The sequence below is a fragment of the Caulobacter sp. DMC95 genome, assembly GCF_056313785.1.
Genome location: NZ_JBQUZP010000002.1, coordinates 178,769 through 198,338 on the forward strand (window position 1 = coordinate 178,769; position 19,570 = coordinate 198,338).

At 67.4% G+C, this 19,570-nt stretch carries 17 protein-coding genes and 3 pseudogenes; 13 read left to right on the forward strand and 7 right to left on the reverse strand.

Annotation, left to right across the window (positions count from 1 at the left end):
- Positions 1-2 precede the first annotated feature (2 nt).
- Complete coding sequence (locus tag ACT53N_RS04770; RefSeq protein WP_476062826.1) at positions 3-581, reverse strand: PadR family transcriptional regulator; 579 nt, start codon at positions 579-581, stop codon at positions 3-5.
- A 304-nt stretch (positions 582-885) separates the two neighbouring features.
- Here ACT53N_RS04770 and ACT53N_RS04775 point away from each other — a divergent pair, with 304 nt between their 5' ends.
- Genes ACT53N_RS04775 through ACT53N_RS04795 form a run of 5 tightly spaced genes read left to right on the forward strand, consistent with a single transcriptional unit; the run spans position 886 to position 4,526 of the window.
- On the forward strand, positions 886-1,743 hold the full coding sequence (locus ACT53N_RS04775) for an MlaA family lipoprotein (RefSeq protein WP_476062827.1): 858 nt from the start codon (positions 886-888) through the stop codon (positions 1,741-1,743).
- Positions 1,740-2,405, forward strand: a complete 666-nt coding sequence (locus tag ACT53N_RS04780; protein ID WP_476062828.1) for an MlaC/ttg2D family ABC transporter substrate-binding protein — start codon at positions 1,740-1,742, stop codon at positions 2,403-2,405. Before ACT53N_RS04775 ends, ACT53N_RS04780 begins: the two co-directional genes overlap by 4 nt.
- A 30-nt stretch (positions 2,406-2,435) precedes the next feature.
- Positions 2,436-2,948, forward strand: a complete 513-nt coding sequence (gene mlaD / locus ACT53N_RS04785; protein ID WP_476062829.1) for an outer membrane lipid asymmetry maintenance protein MlaD — start codon at positions 2,436-2,438, stop codon at positions 2,946-2,948.
- Between the two features lies 1 nt (position 2,949).
- A complete protein-coding gene (locus tag ACT53N_RS04790; RefSeq protein ID WP_476062830.1) occupies positions 2,950-3,759 on the forward strand; it encodes an MlaE family ABC transporter permease in 810 nt (269 codons plus the stop codon).
- Positions 3,756-4,526, forward strand: a complete 771-nt coding sequence (locus ACT53N_RS04795; protein WP_476062831.1) for an ABC transporter ATP-binding protein — start codon at positions 3,756-3,758, stop codon at positions 4,524-4,526. Before ACT53N_RS04790 ends, ACT53N_RS04795 begins: the two co-directional genes overlap by 4 nt.
- 6 nt (positions 4,527-4,532) lie before the next feature.
- Here the strand turns inward: ACT53N_RS04795 and ACT53N_RS04800 are convergent, their stop codons facing one another.
- On the reverse strand, positions 4,533-5,435 hold the full coding sequence (locus ACT53N_RS04800; RefSeq protein WP_310213986.1) for a hydrogen peroxide-inducible genes activator: 903 nt from the start codon (positions 5,433-5,435) through the stop codon (positions 4,533-4,535).
- Positions 5,436-5,657: 222 nt separating this feature from the next.
- Here ACT53N_RS04800 and ahpD point away from each other — a divergent pair, with 222 nt between their 5' ends.
- The gene (gene ahpD, locus ACT53N_RS04805) at positions 5,658-6,209 is read left to right on the forward strand and encodes an alkylhydroperoxidase, AhpD family (protein ID WP_476062832.1); all 552 of its coding nucleotides are present in this window, start codon (positions 5,658-5,660) and stop codon (positions 6,207-6,209) included.
- 152 nt (positions 6,210-6,361) lie between these two features.
- Positions 6,362-7,735: a crescentin gene (gene creS / locus ACT53N_RS04810; RefSeq protein ID WP_476062833.1), complete on the forward strand. Its 1,374-nt coding sequence runs from the start codon at positions 6,362-6,364 to the stop codon at positions 7,733-7,735.
- 79 nt (positions 7,736-7,814) lie between these two features.
- Here the strand turns inward: creS and ACT53N_RS04815 are convergent, their stop codons facing one another.
- From ACT53N_RS04815 to ACT53N_RS04825, 3 genes are all read right to left on the reverse strand, one after another.
- The gene (locus ACT53N_RS04815; protein WP_476062834.1) at positions 7,815-8,336 is read right to left on the reverse strand and encodes an ATPase; all 522 of its coding nucleotides are present in this window, start codon (positions 8,334-8,336) and stop codon (positions 7,815-7,817) included.
- Positions 8,337-8,395: 59 nt separating this feature from the next.
- Complete coding sequence (locus tag ACT53N_RS04820; protein WP_476063392.1) at positions 8,396-9,364, reverse strand: TraB/GumN family protein; 969 nt, start codon at positions 9,362-9,364, stop codon at positions 8,396-8,398.
- Positions 9,365-9,435: 71 nt separating this feature from the next.
- The gene (locus ACT53N_RS04825; RefSeq protein ID WP_476062835.1) at positions 9,436-11,562 is read right to left on the reverse strand and encodes a M3 family metallopeptidase; all 2,127 of its coding nucleotides are present in this window, start codon (positions 11,560-11,562) and stop codon (positions 9,436-9,438) included.
- 135 nt (positions 11,563-11,697) lie between these two features.
- Here ACT53N_RS04825 and ACT53N_RS04830 point away from each other — a divergent pair, with 135 nt between their 5' ends.
- Together ACT53N_RS04830 and ACT53N_RS04835 are read left to right on the forward strand one after the other, a co-directional pair.
- Positions 11,698-12,546, forward strand: a complete 849-nt coding sequence (locus ACT53N_RS04830) for a glutamate racemase (protein ID WP_476062836.1) — start codon at positions 11,698-11,700, stop codon at positions 12,544-12,546.
- Positions 12,547-12,588: 42 nt separating this feature from the next.
- A pseudogene (locus tag ACT53N_RS04835) lies at positions 12,589-12,729 on the forward strand (hypothetical protein); the annotation flags it as partial.
- A 444-nt stretch (positions 12,730-13,173) separates the two neighbouring features.
- On the opposite strand, the pseudogene ACT53N_RS04840 reads toward ACT53N_RS04835, so the two are convergent.
- Positions 13,174-13,272, reverse strand: a pseudogene (locus ACT53N_RS04840) (hypothetical protein); the annotation flags it as partial.
- A gap of 273 nt (positions 13,273-13,545) precedes the next feature.
- Between ACT53N_RS04840 and ACT53N_RS04845 the strand changes: the two are divergent.
- From ACT53N_RS04845 to xth, 3 genes and pseudogenes are all read left to right on the forward strand, one after another.
- Positions 13,546-16,021 (forward strand): annotated as a pseudogene (locus ACT53N_RS04845) (FtsK/SpoIIIE family DNA translocase).
- 124 nt (positions 16,022-16,145) lie between these two features.
- Entirely contained in the window at positions 16,146-16,805 is a 660-nt protein-coding gene (locus ACT53N_RS04850; protein WP_476062837.1) for an outer membrane lipoprotein carrier protein LolA, read from the forward strand.
- 240 nt (positions 16,806-17,045) lie between these two features.
- Positions 17,046-17,852, forward strand: coding sequence for an exodeoxyribonuclease III (gene xth / locus ACT53N_RS04855; protein WP_476062838.1), 807 nt, complete (start codon positions 17,046-17,048; stop codon positions 17,850-17,852).
- A gap of 12 nt (positions 17,853-17,864) precedes the next feature.
- On the opposite strand, the gene mutM is transcribed toward xth, so the two are convergent.
- On the reverse strand, positions 17,865-18,728 hold the full coding sequence (gene mutM / locus ACT53N_RS04860; protein ID WP_476062839.1) for a bifunctional DNA-formamidopyrimidine glycosylase/DNA-(apurinic or apyrimidinic site) lyase: 864 nt from the start codon (positions 18,726-18,728) through the stop codon (positions 17,865-17,867).
- A gap of 81 nt (positions 18,729-18,809) precedes the next feature.
- Between mutM and ACT53N_RS04865 the strand changes: the two genes are divergently transcribed.
- The gene (locus ACT53N_RS04865; protein WP_476062840.1) at positions 18,810-19,568 is read left to right on the forward strand and encodes a class I SAM-dependent methyltransferase; all 759 of its coding nucleotides are present in this window, start codon (positions 18,810-18,812) and stop codon (positions 19,566-19,568) included.
- The last annotated feature ends 2 nt before the right edge of the window (positions 19,569-19,570 follow it).

The following is a 19,570-nucleotide window of genomic DNA, read 5'->3' on the forward strand; positions in this document are numbered from 1 at the left end:
CCTCAAAGGGTCTCGATCGTCGCCGCGGCGTCATCGAGCGCCTTGGCGATTCCGGCGATCTGCTCAGTCGTCAGCTGACCGCCATGCAGCTTCAGCCGCAGCGCCGTCTTCAGGTTTTCGCGCGCCCGCAGGATCTGCGGCGAGAAGGCCGCGCTGGTCGAGGCGGCTTCGGCCATGCGTTCAAAGAGCGATCGCACGGGCTGGGCGTTGTCGGCCAGGAACGCCTCGCCCTGCGGCGTGATCGTATAGAGCTTCTTACCGCCGCCGGCCTCGCTGGCGACCACATAGCCCAGCTCCTCGAGCAGGGTCAGGGTCGGATAGACCACGCCCGGACTGGGCGTGTAGGCGCCGCCCGCCGCCGTCTCGATGGCCTTGATCAGCTCGTAGCCGTGGCTGGGCTTGTCGGCGATCAGCTTGAGCACCACGAAGCGCAGGTCCCCGTGCTCGAAGAAGCGGCCCATGCGTCCGCCGCGCCCCCGGGGCCCGTGATGGTGGCCGTGGAAGCCAAAGGGATGCCGGCCGTGATGCTGGCCGCCATGGCCGCCCCACGCCGCGCGATATGAATGATGTCGTCCAAACATGTTTTAGATCCTGTTTCGTTATATCGGAATTACAGATATATCGAAATGACGGATCGTCAAGAGCGCATTTCGTTATATCTGAATAGAGTCGCATATCGACCGCCGCGGCGCCGGCGCCACGCTTGTCGACAAACCGTGCCCTCCCCCGCGTTCCAGGGCTTCCAGTGCGCCCGTCAGTCGACCACATCCTATGGTTCGCGGCGCGCGCGACCGAGTCGGCGCCGACCTGACGATTTGCGCTCGGGCGTTCAAGCGTAACCGAAATAGTCGGCCTTAATCTTGATACGGAGGGCGTCGTGAATACATGGCGCCTATGAGAAGCAGGAGCATCCGCTTGCGCGACCCGTCCCAAAGCGCGCGGCCACAAGGTCCCGGACATCGCGTCGCCGTTGGCGCGATGGCGGCCGCCGGTCTTTTGGCCCTGGCGTCGAACGCCCATGCGCAGGCCGAAGCCCAGCCCGTTTCTGCGGCCGGACCGGCCCCCAACGACCCGCTGGAGGGCCTGAACCGGGCCTCATTCAAGCTGGGCATGGGACTGGACCGGGCGTTGTTGGCGCCAGTCACGCATGGCTACATGGCCGTCACGCCCCGCTTCGTGCGCGATCGCGTGAGCGCGGCGATCTATAATCTGGGCGAGCCGAACACGGTCATGAACCAGGTTCTCCAGGCCAAGCCACGTCGGGCCGTACGTTCAAGCACCCGCTTCGTTGTCAATTCCACTGTCGGCGTCCTGGGCCTCTTCGATGTCGCCGCCAAGATCGGCCTGCCGCCGCGCGGCGCCGACTTTGGCCAGACCTTCGGTCGCTGGGGCGCGGGCCCCGGCGCCTATATCTATGTGCCGCTGATGGGTCCCCTGAACGTTCGCGACGGCGTTGGCCGCGCGCTCGACATCGCGACCGATCCGGTCTCGCTGTTCGTCGGCGGCTTCGACACCGACTTCGGCAAGGCCCGCACAGCGGTCACCGTGGTCGACCTGCGCGCCTCGACGGACTCGGCGTACGAGGCGTTGAAGGACGCCGCCGACCCCTATGTCACCACCCGATCCGCCTACGCTCAGTATCGCGAGGCGTTCATCCGCGAAGCGACGGGCGAGACCGAGGCGCTGCCCGATTTCGACGCGCCGCCGGAACCGACCCCATCGCCCGCAGCGGCCAATCCATGATCCTTCCCGGTAAAACCATGCGAAACACCTTCCTCACCCGGCGCGGCGCCAATGCCGCGCTTTTGGCTTTCGTCGGCGCCGCGACGCTGTCGATCGCCGGCCCGGCCCTGGCCCAAAGCGGCGCGCGCGATCCCGGCGCGGAGGCCTTCGTTCAGACTAAGGCCCAGCGCGTGATCAGCGTGCTGGCCAACAAGAGCATGAGCGAAGCGCAGAAGAAGCAGGTCTTCCGCCAGGCGGTGGATGAGCTGGCCGACGTGCCGCGCATCACCAACTTCGTACTGGGCAAGTACGCCCGGACCATCACGCCGGACCAACGCGCACGCTTCACGCCGGTCTTCAGGGCCTACGCCGAGAACGTCTACCAGAGCCGCATCGATGACTATCGGGGCGAGCAGCTGAAGGTGACCGGCTCGGTCGTTCGCAAGCCGGGCGACGTGATCGTCAACACCGTCGTCGCCGGAGGCCAGCTGAGCCAGCCCGTCCCCGTCTCGTGGCGCGTCCTCAACAATGGCGGGACCTGGAAGGTCGTCGATGTGCAGTTCAAGGGCGTCTGGTTGGCGATCACCCAGCAACAGGACTTCGTGTCGACGATCGATAACGCGGGCGGCAACATCGACGTGCTGACCAACCAGCTTCAGAAGGGCGGCTCGGGTCGTCGCTAGACGCAACCCGAACTGGAAGGACAACGGCATATGGCATTGCGCGAACAGTGGGCCGAGACGGCCATGGGGGTCGTCGTCCTCGCCCTGGCGGGTGGGTTCCTGACCTATTCGCTGACGGTCGGCGGCGTTCACATGAAGCGCGGCGACTATGAGATCAGCGCCAAGTTCGGCGAAGCTGGTTCGCTGGCCCCTGGAGCGGCGGTCACCGTGGCCGGCGTGAAGGTTGGGACCGTCTCGGAGATCACTCTGGAGTCCAAGACCTATCTGGCGGTGGCGAAGCTGAGCATCGACCCCACCGTCAAGCTTCCTGCCGACTCCACCGCCAAGATCACCAGCGATGGCCTGTTGGGCGGCGCGCATGTCGCCATCGCGCCGGGCGGCGCGCTGGAGGACCTGAAGCCGGGCGGCGAGATCGAGAACACCCAGGGCGCGGTCGACCTGTTCGGCCTGATCGGCTCGGTGATCCGGCCGCAAGGCGGGGCTGCGGCCGCACCGACGCCCGAGGCGGCCAATCCGGCCACCCAACCGGCCGAGAGCTACTGACATGACCGCGGCCGAGGCGGCCAAGCGGGTCGCCACCCACCCCGTCCAGGCGCTGGGCCGCTCGACCCTGGCCGCCGTGCGCATGGTCGGAGCGGTCGGCGTCTTCGCCGTGCGCGGCGTCATCGCCGCCCTGACGCCGATCTGGTTCGTCAGCCAGCTGCGGCGACAGATCGTGGCGATCGGCTTCTTCTCGCTGCCGGTCGTGGGCCTCACCGCCATTTTCACCGGCGCGGCCCTGGCGCTGAACATCTTCACCGGCGGCGGCCGCTTCAACGCCGAGCAGGTCATGCCGCAGATCGTGGCGCTGGGCATTACGCGCGAGCTGGGTCCTGTGCTGGCGGCCTTGATGCTGGCGGGCCGCGTCTCGGCAGCTATCGCCGCAGAGATCGGCGCCATGCGCGCGACCGAGCAGATCGACGCCATGCGCACCCTGTCGACCGACCCCTTCCGCTATCTGGTCGCGCCTCGCCTGCTGGCGGCGGTGCTGACCCTGCCCCTTCTGACGGCCGTGGCGGACATCATCGGCATCGCCGGCGGCTGGCTGGTGGCCACGCGGGTGCTAGAGTTCAATCCGACGGTCTATGTCCGCAACACCATCAACTTCCTTGAAAGCTGGGACATCGTCTCGGGCCTGATCAAGGCGGCCGTGTTCGGCTTCATCGTGGCCCTAATGGGCTGCTATCACGGCTACAACGCCTCAGGCGGCGCGCGCGGCGTCGGCCGCGCTACGACCCACGCGGTGGTTTCCTCGGCGATCCTGATCTTCGCCTCGGACTATCTCCTGACCACCCTTTTCACGCACATGTCATGACGAGTCCGGTTCCGAAACTCGCCTGGAAGGGCGTCACCAAGCAGTTCGGGGATCGCAAGGTTCTCAACCAGCTTGACCTGTCGGTCGCCCCGGGCCGCTCGCTCGTGATCATCGGCGGCTCTGGCCAGGGTAAGTCGGTCACCATCAAGACTGCGCTCGGCCTGCTGCGTCCCGAAGCGGGGGCTATCGAGCTGGACGGCAAGAACGTCGTCGGCCTGTCCGAGAACCAGCGCCGCAAGCTGTTCTCGCGGGTCGGGGTGCTGTTCCAGGGCGCGGCGCTATTCGACAGCCTCTCCATCTGGGAGAACGTCGCGTTTCGTTTGATCAACGCCGACGGCGTTCCCCGCCGCCAGGCGCGCGAACGGGCGATCGAAGCGCTGGAGCAGGTCCGCCTGTCCCCCGACGTCGCCAATCGTTTCCCGTCGGAGCTTTCGGGCGGGATGCAGAAGCGCGCCGGCCTCGCCCGCGCTGTGGTCGCCCAGCCGGAGATCCTGTTCTTCGACGAGCCGACCACCGGCCTTGATCCGATCACGGCGGCGGCGATCAACCAGCTGATCTCCGACCAGGTGCGTCGTCTGGGCTCGACGGCGGTGTCGATCACCCACGATCTGGCCTCGGCTCAAACGATCGGCGACGAGATCGCCATGCTGCACGACGGAAAGATCATCTGGCGCGGGCCGGCTGCGGAGCTGACCACCACCGACAATCCCTATGTGCGGCAGTTCGTGGAAGGGCGGGCCGAGGGTCCAATCTCACACACCCACTAGGATCGATCAGACCGCTTGCCGCAAAGTGTCCGCCAGAAGGCGTCCCTCGACGCCCCGGCTGGAGCCCGCGCGCCAGGCCACGACGATCTCGCGGCTGGGGTGCTCGGTCGCCAGAGGCCGAACCGTGACGGCGGCCTTGTCGGTCAGGCCCGCCTGAACCGCCATCTTGGGCAGGAACGAAACGCCCAGGCCCGAGCCGATCATCTGCACCAGGGTCGGCAGGGACGTGGCCGCGAAGGTCTCCTCCTCGCCGACGCCGCGCGGCGGCTCCAGGCCGCAGGCCGCCAGTGCATGGTCGCGCAGACAGTGTCCGTCCTCCAGCAGGATCAGGTCCTCGCCGGCCAGGCTGTCGGGATCCACCTGGGTCGAGGCGGCCATCGGATGATTGGCCGGTGCGGCGGCCAGTAGCTCGTCATCCTCGACATGGGCCCAGTCGAGACCGCTCATGTCATAGGGCAGCGCGATCAGCGCCGCGTCCAGGGCTCCGGTCTTCAGCGCGCTGATCAGTCGGTGGGTCAGGTCCTCGCGCAGGAACAGCTTCAGCTTGGGAAAACGGTCGCGCAGCACCGGCAGCGCGCGCGGCAGGAGGTAGGGCGCCACGGTTGGGATCACGCCCAGCCGGAACCGCCCGGCCAGCGGCTGACCCGCGCCGCGCGCCGCCTGCACCAGATCCTCGGCTCGGGCCAGAATGTCCTCGGCTCGTCGCACGGCCTCCTGGCCGGCCGCCGTCAGGATCACGCCGGACCGAGCACGATCGACCACTGGCGCGCCCAGGATCTTCTCCAGCTCCTGGATCCCCGCCGACAGGGTCGGCTGGGTGACGTGGGCGTTTTCGGCGGCGCGACTGAACGAGCCGTGCTCGGACAGGAGCTTCAAATACTGGAGTTGGCGCAGGGTGGGCAGAAGCATGACCCTGCATATAGGCCCGATCTATCCATTCTCAAAAAACTATCGATTGGACCGCGAGCCAGCCACAATCTACAACTCGACCGTCGACGCGTCCGGTGATGTCTCCCCACCCCGACCCGGATGTCCGGCGCCTCCCGGTCCGACCGCCTCCCCCTCGCGGCTCGGACCGGGACGAATGCTCCACCCGATGCTATCTCGTCATCGATGGCCATGGAGCATCACGTGTCGATCGACGCCCTGCGCGCACGCCTGCCCGAGTACGCCCGCGACCTGGGGACCAATCTCGTTTTGGTGGTCGATGATCCTGCGCTGGATCCCGAGGCGCGATGGGGTTGCCTGCTGGCCAGCGCCTGCGCCGTCGGCGAGCCACAGACGCTTCGGGTGATCGACGCGGCCGCCACCGCCGCCGGCTTGAGCCCCGAGGCGAACCTCGCCGCCCGCAAGGCGGCCGCCACGATGGCGATGACCAATGTCTATTTCCGCGCGCTGCACGTGATGGCGCCGTCAGAGTATCAGGCCCTGCCCTCCCGGCTTCGCCTGAACCCGCTCGACCACGCCGGAGTGGGCGCTGTGGCCTATGATCTCTTCTGCGTGGCCGTGTCGGCGATCAACGGCTGCGGCGCATGCCTCGACAGCCACGAAGCCGCGCTACGCGAGCGAGGCGTAGAGCCCGCCCAAGTGCAGGCGGCGCTGCGCATCGCGGCGGTTGTGTCGGCGGTGGCCCGGACGCTGGCGGCCGAGGCCGCGCTCCGTCCCCAGAATTCGGACGGTTGAGCGCTGCCGCGACGCCCGGTCGCGGCGTCGGCCCCTCGACATTCATCTTGTCCGTAAACTAAGTTGTTAACCTCTGGGTAACAGATTCGCGGCGTCCGCCGAGCCGTCCCGTTGAGGACGCCGAGGACTCGCATGGGGCGAAGGTGGGCCGAATGAGACTGCTGTCGAAGAACGCGCGCGAGACGAAGAACGGCAAGCCGACCGTTCTGGGCGAGGAAGCCCGTTCCGAGGCGATGCAGCACCAGATCGAGTCCACCCAGGCCATCGGTCAACGCTACGAAACCATCCATGGCGGCCTCGACAGCATCGGCCGGGTCATGGAGCACCTGAAGGCCATCGAGCCGCTGATCGCCGAGATCCGTGGCCCCGTCAGCCAGGAGTTCGAAGCCCGCCGCGCCGAGCACGCCGAACTGATCGCCGTCCGCGCCAATCTCGACCAGGCCCAGCGCCAGATCGCCCTGATCCAGGCCGAGGAGCGCGAGGTCTCCGCCCGTCTCGCCGCCGCTGAAACCGCCCTTGGCGAGTCCGAGGCCCGCCGTCAGACCCAAGACGCGGCGCTAGAGGACAACGCCCTCGAGATCGACCGCCTGCGCAACGCGCTGCTGCAGTCGGACCTGAAGGTCTCCAGCCTCGACGCCTCGCTGCGCGACGCCACCGCCCGCATCGAGCACCTGGTGCAAGACGTCGAGGGCCTGCGGATCCAGGCCCAGGACATTGACGCCCGTCGCGGCGACGCCGAGGCCGCTCTGGCCCGCGCCAACCAGGACAACGCCCTGCTGGGCGAGGAAGCCGCCACGCTCAAGAAGCGCGTCGATCAGGCCGGCCTGGATCTGGCTCGTCTTTCGCGGATCGAAACCGACCTCGAGGCTCAGCTCGCCGCCGAACGGGCGCGGGTGCAGGCCGTCGAGAACGCCCTGGCCGCTCACCAGACCGACAGCGGTCGGACCATCCGCGGCCTGGAAAGCCAGGTCGAGGCCAACCGCGCCGAGATCTCGGCCCTGCAAACCCGCCTGGAGACCGCGACCGGTCGCGCCGACAAGCTGGAAGAGATGAACGGCCAGATCTCGGCCCGTCTCGCCGACTCCAGCGCCCAGCAAAAGGCGGTGGAACGCCGCGCCGGCGACCTCAATGTCGCGCTGGAACGCGCCCTCGACCGTATCCGCGCCCTGGAAGAAGAGGCCGACGGCCTGCGTCAGCGCCACGCCGGCGTCGACACCGCCCGCGCCACCGCCATTGAACGCGCCGACCAACTGGCCAAGAGCGCCGTCGCCCAGGAAAAGGCGCTCAAGCGCGCCGAAGAACGCGCTCAGCAACTGCGCGCCCGCCTCGATGCGATGCAGGAAGCGCAAGATCAGGCCCGCCGCGATCACGAGGCCAAGGTCGCCGAACTGCAGGCGACCATCGAGCGCCTCACCTCCGAGGCCGCCCTGGCCGAAGGCGCCTTGGAAGCCGCGCGTCGCGACCGCTCGCGCCTGCAGATGGCTCTGCTCGGCGCCAGCGACGATAACGTGGCCGCGACCGCCTAGGCGTTCGCCTCACAACGAAACGAAAACGCCCGCGACCGAGAGGTTCGCGGGCGTTTCTCTTTAGGCGTCGTAAGGCGTCCTACCGCCCCTCGACAGCGGCCTTGAGCCCCTGGACCTGCTGGCCCAACACCATGTCAACAGGCGCCGCGATCTTGTCGAGGCCGCCCTTGAAGTACCCCCCAACATCGTAGGTCACCGTCACGGCGGTGGCGCCGTCCTTCTCAGCCAGGACGACGGTCATCGCGCCCGTAGCGCCCGACGACTGCAAGGGCCCGAGCCCCCCGCTCAGCACCAGCTTCTGGCCCGGGGCGGCGTGGATGGTGGTCATGTGCAGAACCGAACCGCCGCTCGGCAGGCGCTCGCAGAAACAGCCGCCCGAGGCCGCGCCCAACGACAGGTTGGCGGCCGAACCTGACCAAGTATGGGCCGAGGCCCACCACTTCGAGGGCTGGACCAGCACGGCCCAGACGGCGGCCGCTGGCGCAGCGATCACCACCTGATGGCGAGCCTGGAATCCGCTGGGCTGGGCGTCGGTCACCTCGGCTCGCGCCGCGCCCGAAGCCAGCAACGCCAGAACGCTCGCGGCGATCATCGTCTTCATCGGTTCATCCTCCCGCCAGGAGCTTGATCGCCACCGGCGGCAAGCGTCAACTCGCCAACCTATTCGACGGGCGAGGTGATCGTCGCGCCCTGCGCCTTGAGGCGATCCAAAACGCCATCCGCCGGCAGCAGGAAGCCCAGATCCACCACCGCAACTGTGACCCCAGGCCGCTTCAGCGCTTCGGTCATCGCCTCTGTGGTCTGGGCCAAACCCTTCTCCAGCAAGGCCGGGCCGCCCGGAACGTGGGTCAGGCAGCGCTGGGCGGCGCTGGCCCGGTAGCGGGCGCGCACCGACGCCAGGTCGCCTTCCGCCCAGTCCCGACCGATCGTCGTGGAATGGGCGCCGTCGTAGGCCACTTCGTCCAGGGCCACCCGCAGGCAATAGAGCTGGTCTTCGGGCGAGAGCTTGCCGGCGATGGCGGTGACCGCGCTCATCCGGTACTGCCCCACCGCCTTGACCTTCAGCTTCCGCGTCTTGGCCATGCGCTCGACGGTGCTGACCGGCTTGGCCTCTGAGAGGCCGGCGGCCTGGCGGAAATCCGACAGCAGCAGGAACCCGGCGACCGCCGGCTTCCAGTTCTTGTACTCGCCCGCGCCCTTGCGCGCCTGGGTGCGGGACTCGACAAACCGCGCCTTCAGGTCGGGCGGAAGCTGGTCCTCCAGCGACTTGCCGAGCGGTTGGCGCAGACCGGCCCCGAACTTGAGGACGAAGCCGGCCATCTGGGTGACGCCGACCGCCGCCTCGGGCGGAACCAGGACGAGGCTGGCCTTGTACAAGGCCTTGTTCAGGCGCGGACTATTCCATTTCAGCTGATGCGGCAGCGGCGGGGCCGAGCCCAGGATGTAGAGCTTGGCGCCGTCCTTTTCGACCAGCCACACGGCAGGACCCGGCGGCTTGGCCATGATCGTCAGCTCGGCGACCACCGCGCTCTCGTCCTGGGCCGGCGCGACGCCGAGGGAGCCGGGCGGCAGGGGCGCCGCTTGTGCGGAAAGCAGCAGGGAAAGGGTCAGGGCGGCGGACACGATCAGCGAAACTCCTTCAGCCCCCCAAAGGTCCCCTAGCCCTCCGTCCGTGCAGGAGAAGGGCTAGGGGATCTGCCTTAGGCCCCCGGCGGAACCGGGAAGCCGCGCTTGCGCATCAACGCGCCGATCTTGACGTCCCGGCCCCGGAAGGCGCGGAACTGCTCGACCGGATCGATCGTGTTGCCCTTCGACATGATGTCCTCGTAGAGGCGCTTGGCGACGGCCTTGTCGTAGAAGCCGCCCGGCGCCTCGGCAAAAGCCTCGGCGGCGTCGGCGGTCAGGGTGTCGGACCACAGATAGCTGTAATATCCGGCCGAATAGCCGTCGCCCGAGAACACGTGGCCGAACTGCGGCGTGCGGTGCCGCATGACGATCTCTTTGGGCATGTTCAGCTTGGCCAGCTCCTCGCGCTCGAACGCGTCGGGATCGATGTCGACGTCGCCGGCCAGATGCAGCTTCATGTCGATCAGGGCGCTGGCCAGATACTCAGTGGTGCCAAAGCCCTGGCCGAACTTGCCGGCGGCCTCGATCTTCTTGACGAGGTCCGCCGGGATCGGCTTGCCAGTCTGGTAGTGCAGAGCGAACTGGTTCAGCACCTGCGGCGTCGACAGCCAGTGCTCGTTCAGCTGGCTGGGGAACTCGACATAGTCGCGCGCGACCGCCGTGCCCGACACCGATGGATAGGTCGCATTGGCGTTCAGGCCATGGATCGCGTGGCCGAACTCGTGGAACAGCGTGACCGCGTCGTCCCACGAGATCAGCACCGGCTCGCCGGGCTTGCCCTTGATGAAGTTGGAGTTGTTCGAGACGATCGTGGTGACGTCACCCTTGAACCGCTCCTGGGTGCGGTAGGCGTTCATCCACGCGCCCGAGCGCTTGCCGGGGCGGGCGTAGGGGTCAAAGTACCATAGGCCCACATGCTTGCCGCCGCGGGTCACCTCATAGACCGTGACGTCCTCGTGGAAGACGGGAATGCCCTCCAGCTTCTTGAATTCGAAGCCGTAGAGCTGGCCCGAGGCCCAGAACATCCCCTCGCGCAGCTTGTCCAGCTGCAGGTACGGCTTCACCTCGTTCATATCGAGGTCGTACTTCGCCTTGCGCACCTTCTCGGCGTAGAAGCGGTAGTCCCAAGGCTCCAGCTTGAAGCCGCCCCCTTCCTTGTCGATGATCGCCTGCATGTCGGCGACGTCGATGGCCACCTGGGCGATGGCCGGCTTCCAGACCGCCTCCATCAGCGCCATGGCGTTTTCCGGCGTCTTGGCCATGGCGTTCTCAAGGCGCCAGTGGGCGTGAGTCTTGTAGCCCAGGAGCTTGGCCCGCTCGACGCGCAGCTTCAGGATCTTGCGAATGATGGCGTTGTTGTCGGTCGCCCCGCCGTTGTCGCCACGATTGACGAAGGAGCGCCAGACCTTCTCGCGCGCGGCCCGCACCGGCGACTCGGTCAGGAAGGGATCGACGCTGGAGCGGGTGTTGACGATCACGTGCTTGCCCGGAAGCTTGCGCGTCGCGGCGTTCGAGGCGGCGGCGGCCTTGAGGCCCTCGGGAAGACCGACCAGATCGGCTTCGGAGAGCTCGATCCAGGTGTTCTCGTCGGCCAAGAGGTTCTGGCTGAACTTGGTGTAGAGGCCCGCTAGCTCAGTGTTGATCGCACCGACCCGGGCCTTGGCCTCGGGCGACAGCTTGGCGCCTGAGCGCACGAAGTTGGTGTAGTAGATCCACAGCACGCGCTGCTGCTCGGGCGTCAGCTTGGCCTTATCGGGCGAGTCATAGACGGCCTGAATCCGGGCGAAGAGCGCAGCGTTCTGGTTGATCTTGTCGTAGTGGGCCGACAGCGCCGGATCCATCGCCTCCTCGACCTTCTGGAACTCCGGGCTGCTCATGTTCGAGCCCCAGATGCCGTAGTAGGTCTGGACGTCATTGAGCAGGCGCCCGGCGTCTTCCAGCGCCGCGATGGTGTTTTCGAAGGTCGGCGCGGCCGTGTTGGCGGTGATCGCGTCGATCTCGGCCAGGTTCTTGGCCATCGCCGCCTCGAGCGCCGGCTTGAAATCAGCCACCTTGACCTTGTCGAAGGCGGGGACGCCGCCGAAGGGGCCGCTCCATTTCTGGGTCAGAGGATTCATGGTCTCCGCCAGAGCGAGGCTGGGGTTGATGGCGGCCATCGCGCCGGCGGCGGCGGTGGCGGCGAGAAACGTACGACGTTGCACGGAACATCTCCGGAGGAAGTATGGACCTGACTCTAGGATATGGGCGAGCGGCCTGTCACATGACAGGACCGTAACCTTCTTTCCGGAACGGCCCGTACGTGGACGGCGGGGGGTTTGGCGTCTAAAGCTTGGCCCATGATCGGCGTCTTTGACTCTGGCGTGGGCGGCCTCTCGGTCCACCGCGCCCTCGTGCAACGTCTGCCCCAGGCGGACTTCACTTATCTGGCGGACCAGGCCAACGCGCCCTACGGCGTGCGGACCGGCGAGGACATCGTCGAGCTGACCAAGGCTGGCTGCGTGCGCCTGTTCGAGCGCGGCGCCAGCCTGGTCGTTTTGGCCTGTAATACGGCGTCAGCCATCGCCCTGCGCCGCCTGCAGCAGACCTGGCTACCGACCTATCGCAAAGAGATCGGTCGTCCGGTCAACATCCTCGGCATCATCGTGCCGACCATCGAGAAGGCCACGGGCCTGCCCTGGGAGCACGAGGCCGAGCGCCGCGGCGAGATGGTCCAGGCCCTGGACATCCTGGGCGTCTTCGCCACCCAGGCCACCGTGCGCTCGCGCGTCTATGAGATCGAGATCGACAAGCGCAAACAGGACCTGGCGGTGTTCTCCGAGGCCTGCCCGGAACTGGTCCCGCTGATTGAGGGCGACGCCAGCGTCGTCGAGATCGCCAAGGCTGTGGAGGCTCACGTGCAGGCGCTGAAGACCCGCATCGGCCGCTATCCCGACCGCGTCGTGCTGGGCTGCACCCACTACGAGATCATCGCCGATGTCTTCCGCGCCGCCCTGCCGGCCGGCACGCCGCTGATCCAGCAGCCGGCGGCCACCGCCGAGGGCCTGGCGCTCTATCTGGAGCGTCACCCTGAATATGACGTGGGCACGGGCGGCGGGCGCGTGTTCCTGACCACCGGAACGCCGGGTCCGCAAAACGGCCTGGTCCAGAGCTTCTGGGGCGGTCCGCTGGCGTTCGAGGCGGCTTAGCGGCTGACGAGAGGTCGGCTTTATGCGGCCGCGCCCCAGACGGCTATCGACCCTGAGCGGACGTTTGGAAAATCCTCCCCCGAGAGGGGGAGGAGGCCGAAGGCCGGAGGGGGAAGTCCTGCTGAGCCGGCTTCTTCCCCCTCCGTCGGCTTCGCCGACACCTCCCCCGCTAGGGGGAGGATTTGATCCGCTCACCACCCATTCCGGAAGCTACAGACGTCCGCTTCGCAGCCCCCAATCCCCGCCATCTCGCGGGGGGCTAGGCCAGCCGCCGCCAACGCAATCAACACCTTAGCCCGCCAAGCGACGGGCTCATCCAAAATCGACGCATCACACGCCAAACCGCCCGCACAATGATCTCACCTCGTCGCGAGGAAGGGCGCGTGGCCAGCGACCATTTGCGGCGGCGGGGGGCGGTTGAGCGGGCGCGCTCGCCGGCGCGGGGGACACTCCGCAACGATGTTCATCTGGCGGTGGTCGACCCTGGAACACAGAAACGACGTTGGACATCGGCTGGCGAGAGCGACAGGGACGCTGAAAAGCGTCTGTCCGGGATCAGGCTTCGCGGCCCGACCCGCCCGCCGGAGGCTTCAAGGGTTTCGAGGCGCCAACAGCGTCGCGGGATCACGCTTCCGGATAACGGCTGCGCGGGGCGTCGAGCTTCGTCGAAACGGTATTTATCCATTGCCTCCGGACGGACGTCCGGCGCTCCGCGTCCCTTTCCAGACCTTCAGCGAGCGATCGTGTGAAGCGGATAAAACGCGCCCCTCCCCTTGATGGGGAGGGGTAGGGGGGGGGTGAGCACAGCGCCAAATGCCGCGCACCGTCGCCGCCTCAGCTGTCACCCCATCCCCGGCCCTTCCTCATCAAGGGAAAGGGAGAACTTCTGGACCCCGTGACGTCGTGACCGCCGTCCTAACGGACGTCGTAAACAGCCCTTAACGGTCTTGAGGCACAACATGGCGGTTCGACCGGCCCCGCCGGTCCCGAGATACGACGTTGAGTTCGGAGACTTTTCATGGCGCGAGCCGCGCGGCGATCCACGACGGAGCTCCTTTGGGATGCGATCCGTTATGGTTGGGTCCAGCCCTGGACGGCCCGATTCCGGGGCGGGATCGTCACCGTGGTCGGAGCGGTGCTGCTGCTGGCCATCGCCACCTACAACGCCACCGATCCGAGCTTCAACGCCGTCACCGACGAGCCCGCCCGCAACGCCCTGGGCGGCGTGGGCGCGGCGATTTCCGACGTCCTGATGCAGTCCCTGGGCCTGTCGGCCTGGGGCATCGCCCTCTTGATGCTGGTGTTCGGCGTCACGCGCGTGGCCCAGGCCGACCCGGACGCCGACCGTAAGGACCTGCGCCAGCGGGCGCTGGTCGGGGCGCTGGGCCTCTTGGCCCTGTCGGCCGTGCTGGCCGCCCCGCCCCCGCCCGCCATCTGGCAACTGGAAAAGGGCCTCGGCGGCTTCTGGGGCGACTCGCTGCTGCACATGGTGGCCGCCGTCCTGCGCTTCGCCCACATCCCCGGCGCGACGATCATCGCCGCCGTCCTGTTCGGGATCGCCGCCATCGTCGCGCTTGGCTTCGCGATCGGGGTGCGGGAGGTCGATCCCGACGCGATCCATGCTGCGGTCAGCCATGCGCTGCAGCCGCGCGCCCGTCCCGAGCCGGAACCTGAGCCTGCGCCGGTCGCCAAGCCGGTCCGCGCCAAGCGTGAAAAGCCCGAGGCCGCGCCGAAGCGCACGGGCCGCTTGCCGCCGCTGGAGGCCGAAGACGACGAGACCCCGATCGCCACGTCGCAGCCCGCGCCGGCCCAACGCGCCTATACCCCGCCGCCGGTGCAGGATGACGAGGACGACTTCGAGGACAGCCTCGACGCCCGCCCCATGGCCATCGCCAAGCCCAAGGCTCCGGTCAAGGAATCCGGCCGCGAGGCGCGCGAGCAGCAGAAGGCCTTCGACTTCGAGGAGGACGCGGGCTTCCAGCTGCCGGAACTGGCCATGCTGGCCAAGTCCAAGCCCCGCTCGTCCGAGGTGGACGCCGCAGCGCTGCGCCAAAACGCGCGCCTGTTGGAAAGCGTGCTGGCCGAGTTTGGGGTTAAAGGCCAAATCGACCAGATCCGCCCCGGCCCCGTGGTCACCATGTACGAGCTGGTGCCAGCCCCGGGCGTGAAGACCGCCCGCGTCGTGGCCCTGGCCGACGACATCGCCCGCTCGATGAGCGTGATCTCGTGCCGCGTCGCGGTGGCCCAGGGCCGCAACGCCATCGGCATCGAAATGCCCAACCAGCGCCGCGAGACCGTCTATCTGCGCGACCTGTTGTCGAGCGCCGACTACGAGAAGGCCAGCCAGATCCTGCCGATGGCGCTAGGCGAAACGATCGGCGGCGAGCCCTACATCGCCGACCTCGCCAAGATGCCCCACCTGCTGATCGCCGGCACCACCGGCTCGGGCAAGTCGGTCGGCGTCAACGCCATGATCCTGTCGATCCTGTACAAGCTGCCGCCCGAAAAGTGCCGCTTCATCATGGTCGACCCCAAGATGCTGGAACTGAGCGTCTATGACGGCATTCCGCACCTGCTGGCCCCCGTCGTGACCGACCCGAAGAAGGCCGTCGTGGCCCTGAAGTGGACGGTTCGCGAGATGGAGGACCGCTATCGCCGCATGTCCAAGATCGGCGTGCGCAATATCGGCGGCTATAATGAGAAGGCCAATGAGGCCGCCGCCAAGGGCGAGCATTTCGAGCGCACGGTCCAGACCGGCTTCGACGACGCCGGCCGGCCGATCTACGAAACCGAGCAGATCCGGCCCGAGCCGATGCCGTATCTCGTCGTGGTCATCGACGAGGTGGCCGACCTGATGATGGTGGCCGGCAAGGACATCGAGGGCGCCGTGCAGCGCCTGGCCCAGATGGCCCGCGCCGCCGGCATCCACCTGATCATGGCCACCCAGCGCCCGTCGGTCGACGTCATCACCGGCACCATCAAGGCCAACTTCCCGACGCGGATCAGCTTCCAGGTCACGTCGAAGATCGACGCCCGCACCATCCTGGGCGAACAGGGCGCCGAGCAGCTGCTGGGCCAGGGCGACATGCTCTACATGGCCGGCGGCGGCCGCATCACCCGCCTGCACGGTCCGTTCGTGTCGGACGGCGAGGTGGAGGCCGTGGCCAAGTTCCTGCGCGACCAGGGCATCCCGCAGTACCTGGAGGAAGTCACCGCCGGCGGCGACGAGGAGCAGGAAGAGGCGATCGAGGGCGCGTTCTCGGGCGAGGGCGGGGCCAACGATCTCTACGACCACGCCGTGGCCGTGGTCACCCGCGACCGCAAGGCTTCGACCAGCTACATCCAGCGCCGCCTGCAGATCGGCTACAATCGGGCGGCCTCGCTGATGGAGCGGATGGAGAAGGAGGGCGTCGTCGGCGCCGCCAACCACGCCGGCAAGCGCGAGATCCTCGCGCCGCCGCCCCCACCGCTGTGAGGCAACCTGGAGCAGGACAAGGGCGTTTCGGACGCTCCCAACCTGAACGCGGCTTCATCGGGCCGCCGGAAAATGGCCTTGCGGCCGCCTTCGCGCGGGCCAAGCTAGGGGCTAAGGAGTCCAGATGACGACACGCCGTATCCTCCTGGCGGCCGGCCTCGCCGCCGCCCTCGCCTCGCCCGCCTTGGTCACGCCCGCCTGGGCCCAGGGCTCGACCGCTCCCGTTCCGGCCAAGCTTTCCGCCGAGCAGAAGGCGCTGCTGGACAAGGCCACCGCCTATATCCAGGGCCTGTCCTCGGCCAAGGGCCGCTTTGTGCAGACAGATCAGCGCGGAACCCAGACGCAGGGAACCTTCTACCTGCAGCGGCCTGGCAAGGCCCGTTTCGCCTATGACCCGCCGGCTGGCCTGCTAGTCGTGTCCAACGGCAACAACGTCAACATCTTCGATAGCCGGCTGAAGACCTATGAGAGCTATCCGCTCAGCAAGACGCCGCTGAACCTGCTTCTGGCCCGCGAAGTCCGCCTGGATCGCGGCGTGGTGATCACCGACGTGCGGCCGCTGGCCGACGGCTTCACGATCGTGGCGCAGGACGCCAAGCGCCAGGCTCTGGGCCGGATCTCGATCGACTTTTCCAATGGCCCCACCGCGCTGATGGGCTGGACGGTCACCGACATCAAGGGCGGCCAAATCCGCGTCCGCCTGAGCGACTTCGCCGAGACGGCCGATCTTGATCCCAAACTGTTCGTGCTCACCGATCCCCGCCGGAAGGTCGGCAAACCCTAGCCGGATCAATTTGTGACATTCTCACAACAGGCAACAATCAACCGCGTCGCCACTTGACTAAAAATTAGGACGTGGCATATTTAACACGCATGGCGATGGGCGACCGACCCGCCCCTCGCGAACCGTGCCGGATCCTATCCCCTCCCGGCGGCGGCATGAGAGACTAGACTTTCGCCCAGGCGCTCGATGCGTCTGGGCGTTTTTCTTTCCGGTCCTTCGAAACCGCGCTAGAGCGACGCCATGCGCCTCCGTATCGCCACCTGGAACGTCAACTCCGTCCGCCTGCGCGCCGAGCAGGCCGCCCGCTTCGTCGACGAACAGGCGCCCGACGTGCTCTGCATGCAGGAGATCAAGTGCCAGGAGGCCGAATTCCCGCGGGAAGCCTTCGAGGCCATGGGTCTGCCGCACCTGAAGATCGCCGGCCAGAAGGGCTGGCACGGTGTCGCCATCGCCTCGCGCCTGCCGATCGAGGACGTCCCGACGCTGATGAACTGCCGCGAGGGCCATGCGCGCTGCGTGGCGGTCAAGGTGGCCGGCGTCGAGATTCAGAACTTCTACATCCCGGCGGGCGGCGATACGCCTGACCGTGTCGCCAATCCGAAGTTCGACCACAAGCTGGATTTCTACGAGACGCTCACCGCCGCGCTAAGGCGGCGCGATCCGAAGGATCCGCTGATCGTCACCGGCGACCTGAACATTGCGCCCGGCGAGAACGACGTCTGGAGCCACCGGCAGATGCTCAAGGTGGTCAGCCATACGCCGCCGGAGCTGGAAGCCTTCGACGCGCTGATGAAGTCGATGGACCTGCTGGACCTGCCGCGCCTGGCGACCCCGGAGCCGGAAAAGCTGTTCTCCTGGTGGAGCTATCGCGCCGCCGACTTCCGCAAGTCCAATCGCGGCCTGCGGCTGGACCACATCCTGGCCAGCCCCGCCCTGCGCGAGGCCGCGATCCTCGACGGCAAGGTCTCGTCGCGCGTCCACGACGATGTCCGCGAATGGGAACGCCCCAGCGATCACGCGCCGGTCACGGCCGATCTGAGAGTCTGACGCCGGCGGCGCTCAGCGCTGACAGACGGGGCAATAGAACGTCGACCGCCCCGCCTGGACCTCGCGGGCGATCACGCCCTTGCAGCCAGAGGTCGGGCAAGGCTCGCCCTCGCGGTCGTAGACCCGAAAACGATGCTGGAAATAGCCCAGCGCACCGTCGGCGGCGGCGAAATCCTTCAGCGTGGAACCGCCCACCTCGACGGCCTCGGCCAGGACGTCCTTGATCGCGGCGGTCAGCGGCGTCAGCCGCTTCTTCGCGATGGCGCCCGACGGCTTGAAGGGCGAGATGCCGGACCGGTGCAGAGCCTCGCAGACATAGATGTTGCCCAAACCCGCGACCGTACGCTGGTCCAGAAGCAGGGTCTTGGGACCCTGCTTGCGGTTGGCGAACGCCTTTTCGAGCGTGCGAACGTCGAAACCCTCGCCCAGGGGCTCCGGCCCCATGGTCGCGAACCACGGGTGATGGATCACGCGGTCGGTCGGGATCAGGTCCATGAAGCCGAAACGGCGCGGGTCGAAATAGGTGATCGTCGCGCCGTCTTCCGTCTGGAACACGACGTGGGCGTGCTTGTCGTCGGGCGTAATCTCGCGGGCGAAGTCGCCGGGCCGCACGGTCCCTTCCGGAGCCGCGATCTCGAAGCGGCCGGTCATGCCCAGGTGCATGACGAGCGTGTCGCCCCGGTCGAGCGGGGCCAGGATGTACTTGGCGCGGCGATCCAGGCGCAGGATTCGCGCGCCCGTCAGCCGCTGCACGAAGCCTTCAGGCAACGGGAACCGAAGGTCGGGCCGATTGGCGCGGACGCTGGAGAGACGCGCGCCGGCCAGGACGGGCTCCAGGCCTCTGCGGACAGTCTCGACTTCGGGCAATTCGGGCACGGGGAACCTTCGGCGGATGACGGCGGGCGTGTCGCGAGCTAATAGCGGACCTACATACAGAAAGCCCGGCCCAAAGACGTCATGAGCAACACCTCCGCCAGCTTCGGTTTCAAGGATGTCGACGCCTCGCAGAAGGCGGGTCTGGTGCGCGGGGTCTTCGACCGCGTCGCCAAGAACTATGACATCATGAACGACCTGATGAGCGGCGGCGTCCACCGGCTGTGGAAGGACGCAGTGGCTGCGCGCCTCAACCCGCAGCCGGGCGAAGTGATCATCGACTGCGCCGGCGGCACCGGCGACATGGCGCGCCGCTTCGCCAAGATGGCGCGAAAGGCGCAGGAACGCCGCGGCGGCCCCGATGCGACGATCAACATCGTCGACTACAACGCCGAGATGATCATGGCCGGCATCGAGCGCGGCGGTGAGCCGGAAATCACCTGGACCGTCGGCGACGCCCAGCGCCTGCCGCTGCCAGACGCCTATGCCGACGCCTATGTGATCTCGTTCGGTATCCGCAACGTGACCGATATCGACGCGGCCTTGCGCGAAGCGCGGCGCGTCCTAAAGCCGGGCGGCCGCTTCCTATGCCTGGAGTTCTCGCGCCCCGTGACCGAGCCGCTGGCCAAGGCCTACGACGCCTACAGCTTCAAGGTGATCCCGCAGGTCGGCGAATGGGTGGCCAAGGACCGCGACGCCTACCAATACCTGGTGGAAAGCATCCGACGCTTCCCCGACCAGCGGACCTTCGCGAGCATGATCGAGGCCGCAGGCTTCAAGCGGGTGACCTTCACCAATTTCACCGGCGGCGTCGCGGCCCTGCATCAGGGCTGGGCGATCTAGGA

What these genes read in the sequence shown, in the direction of transcription:
- ACT53N_RS04770 (WP_476062826.1), bottom strand. Translation starts at nt 581, where the DNA reads ATGTTTGGACGACATCATTCATATCGCGCGGCGTGGGGCGGCCATGGC.
- ACT53N_RS04775 (WP_476062827.1), top strand. Translation starts at nt 886, where the DNA reads ATGGCGCCTATGAGAAGCAGGAGCATCCGCTTGCGCGACCCGTCCCAA.
- ACT53N_RS04780 (WP_476062828.1), top strand. Translation starts at nt 1,740, where the DNA reads ATGATCCTTCCCGGTAAAACCATGCGAAACACCTTCCTCACCCGGCGC.
- mlaD (WP_476062829.1), top strand. Translation starts at nt 2,436, where the DNA reads ATGGCATTGCGCGAACAGTGGGCCGAGACGGCCATGGGGGTCGTCGTC.
- ACT53N_RS04790 (WP_476062830.1), top strand. Translation starts at nt 2,950, where the DNA reads ATGACCGCGGCCGAGGCGGCCAAGCGGGTCGCCACCCACCCCGTCCAG.
- ACT53N_RS04795 (WP_476062831.1), top strand. Translation starts at nt 3,756, where the DNA reads ATGACGAGTCCGGTTCCGAAACTCGCCTGGAAGGGCGTCACCAAGCAG.
- ACT53N_RS04800 (WP_310213986.1), bottom strand. Translation starts at nt 5,435, where the DNA reads ATGCTTCTGCCCACCCTGCGCCAACTCCAGTATTTGAAGCTCCTGTCC.
- creS (WP_476062833.1), top strand. Translation starts at nt 6,362, where the DNA reads ATGAGACTGCTGTCGAAGAACGCGCGCGAGACGAAGAACGGCAAGCCG.
- ACT53N_RS04815 (WP_476062834.1), bottom strand. Translation starts at nt 8,336, where the DNA reads ATGAAGACGATGATCGCCGCGAGCGTTCTGGCGTTGCTGGCTTCGGGC.
- ACT53N_RS04830 (WP_476062836.1), top strand. Translation starts at nt 11,698, where the DNA reads ATGATCGGCGTCTTTGACTCTGGCGTGGGCGGCCTCTCGGTCCACCGC.
- ACT53N_RS04850 (WP_476062837.1), top strand. Translation starts at nt 16,146, where the DNA reads ATGACGACACGCCGTATCCTCCTGGCGGCCGGCCTCGCCGCCGCCCTC.
- xth (WP_476062838.1), top strand. Translation starts at nt 17,046, where the DNA reads ATGCGCCTCCGTATCGCCACCTGGAACGTCAACTCCGTCCGCCTGCGC.
- ACT53N_RS04865 (WP_476062840.1), top strand. Translation starts at nt 18,810, where the DNA reads ATGAGCAACACCTCCGCCAGCTTCGGTTTCAAGGATGTCGACGCCTCG.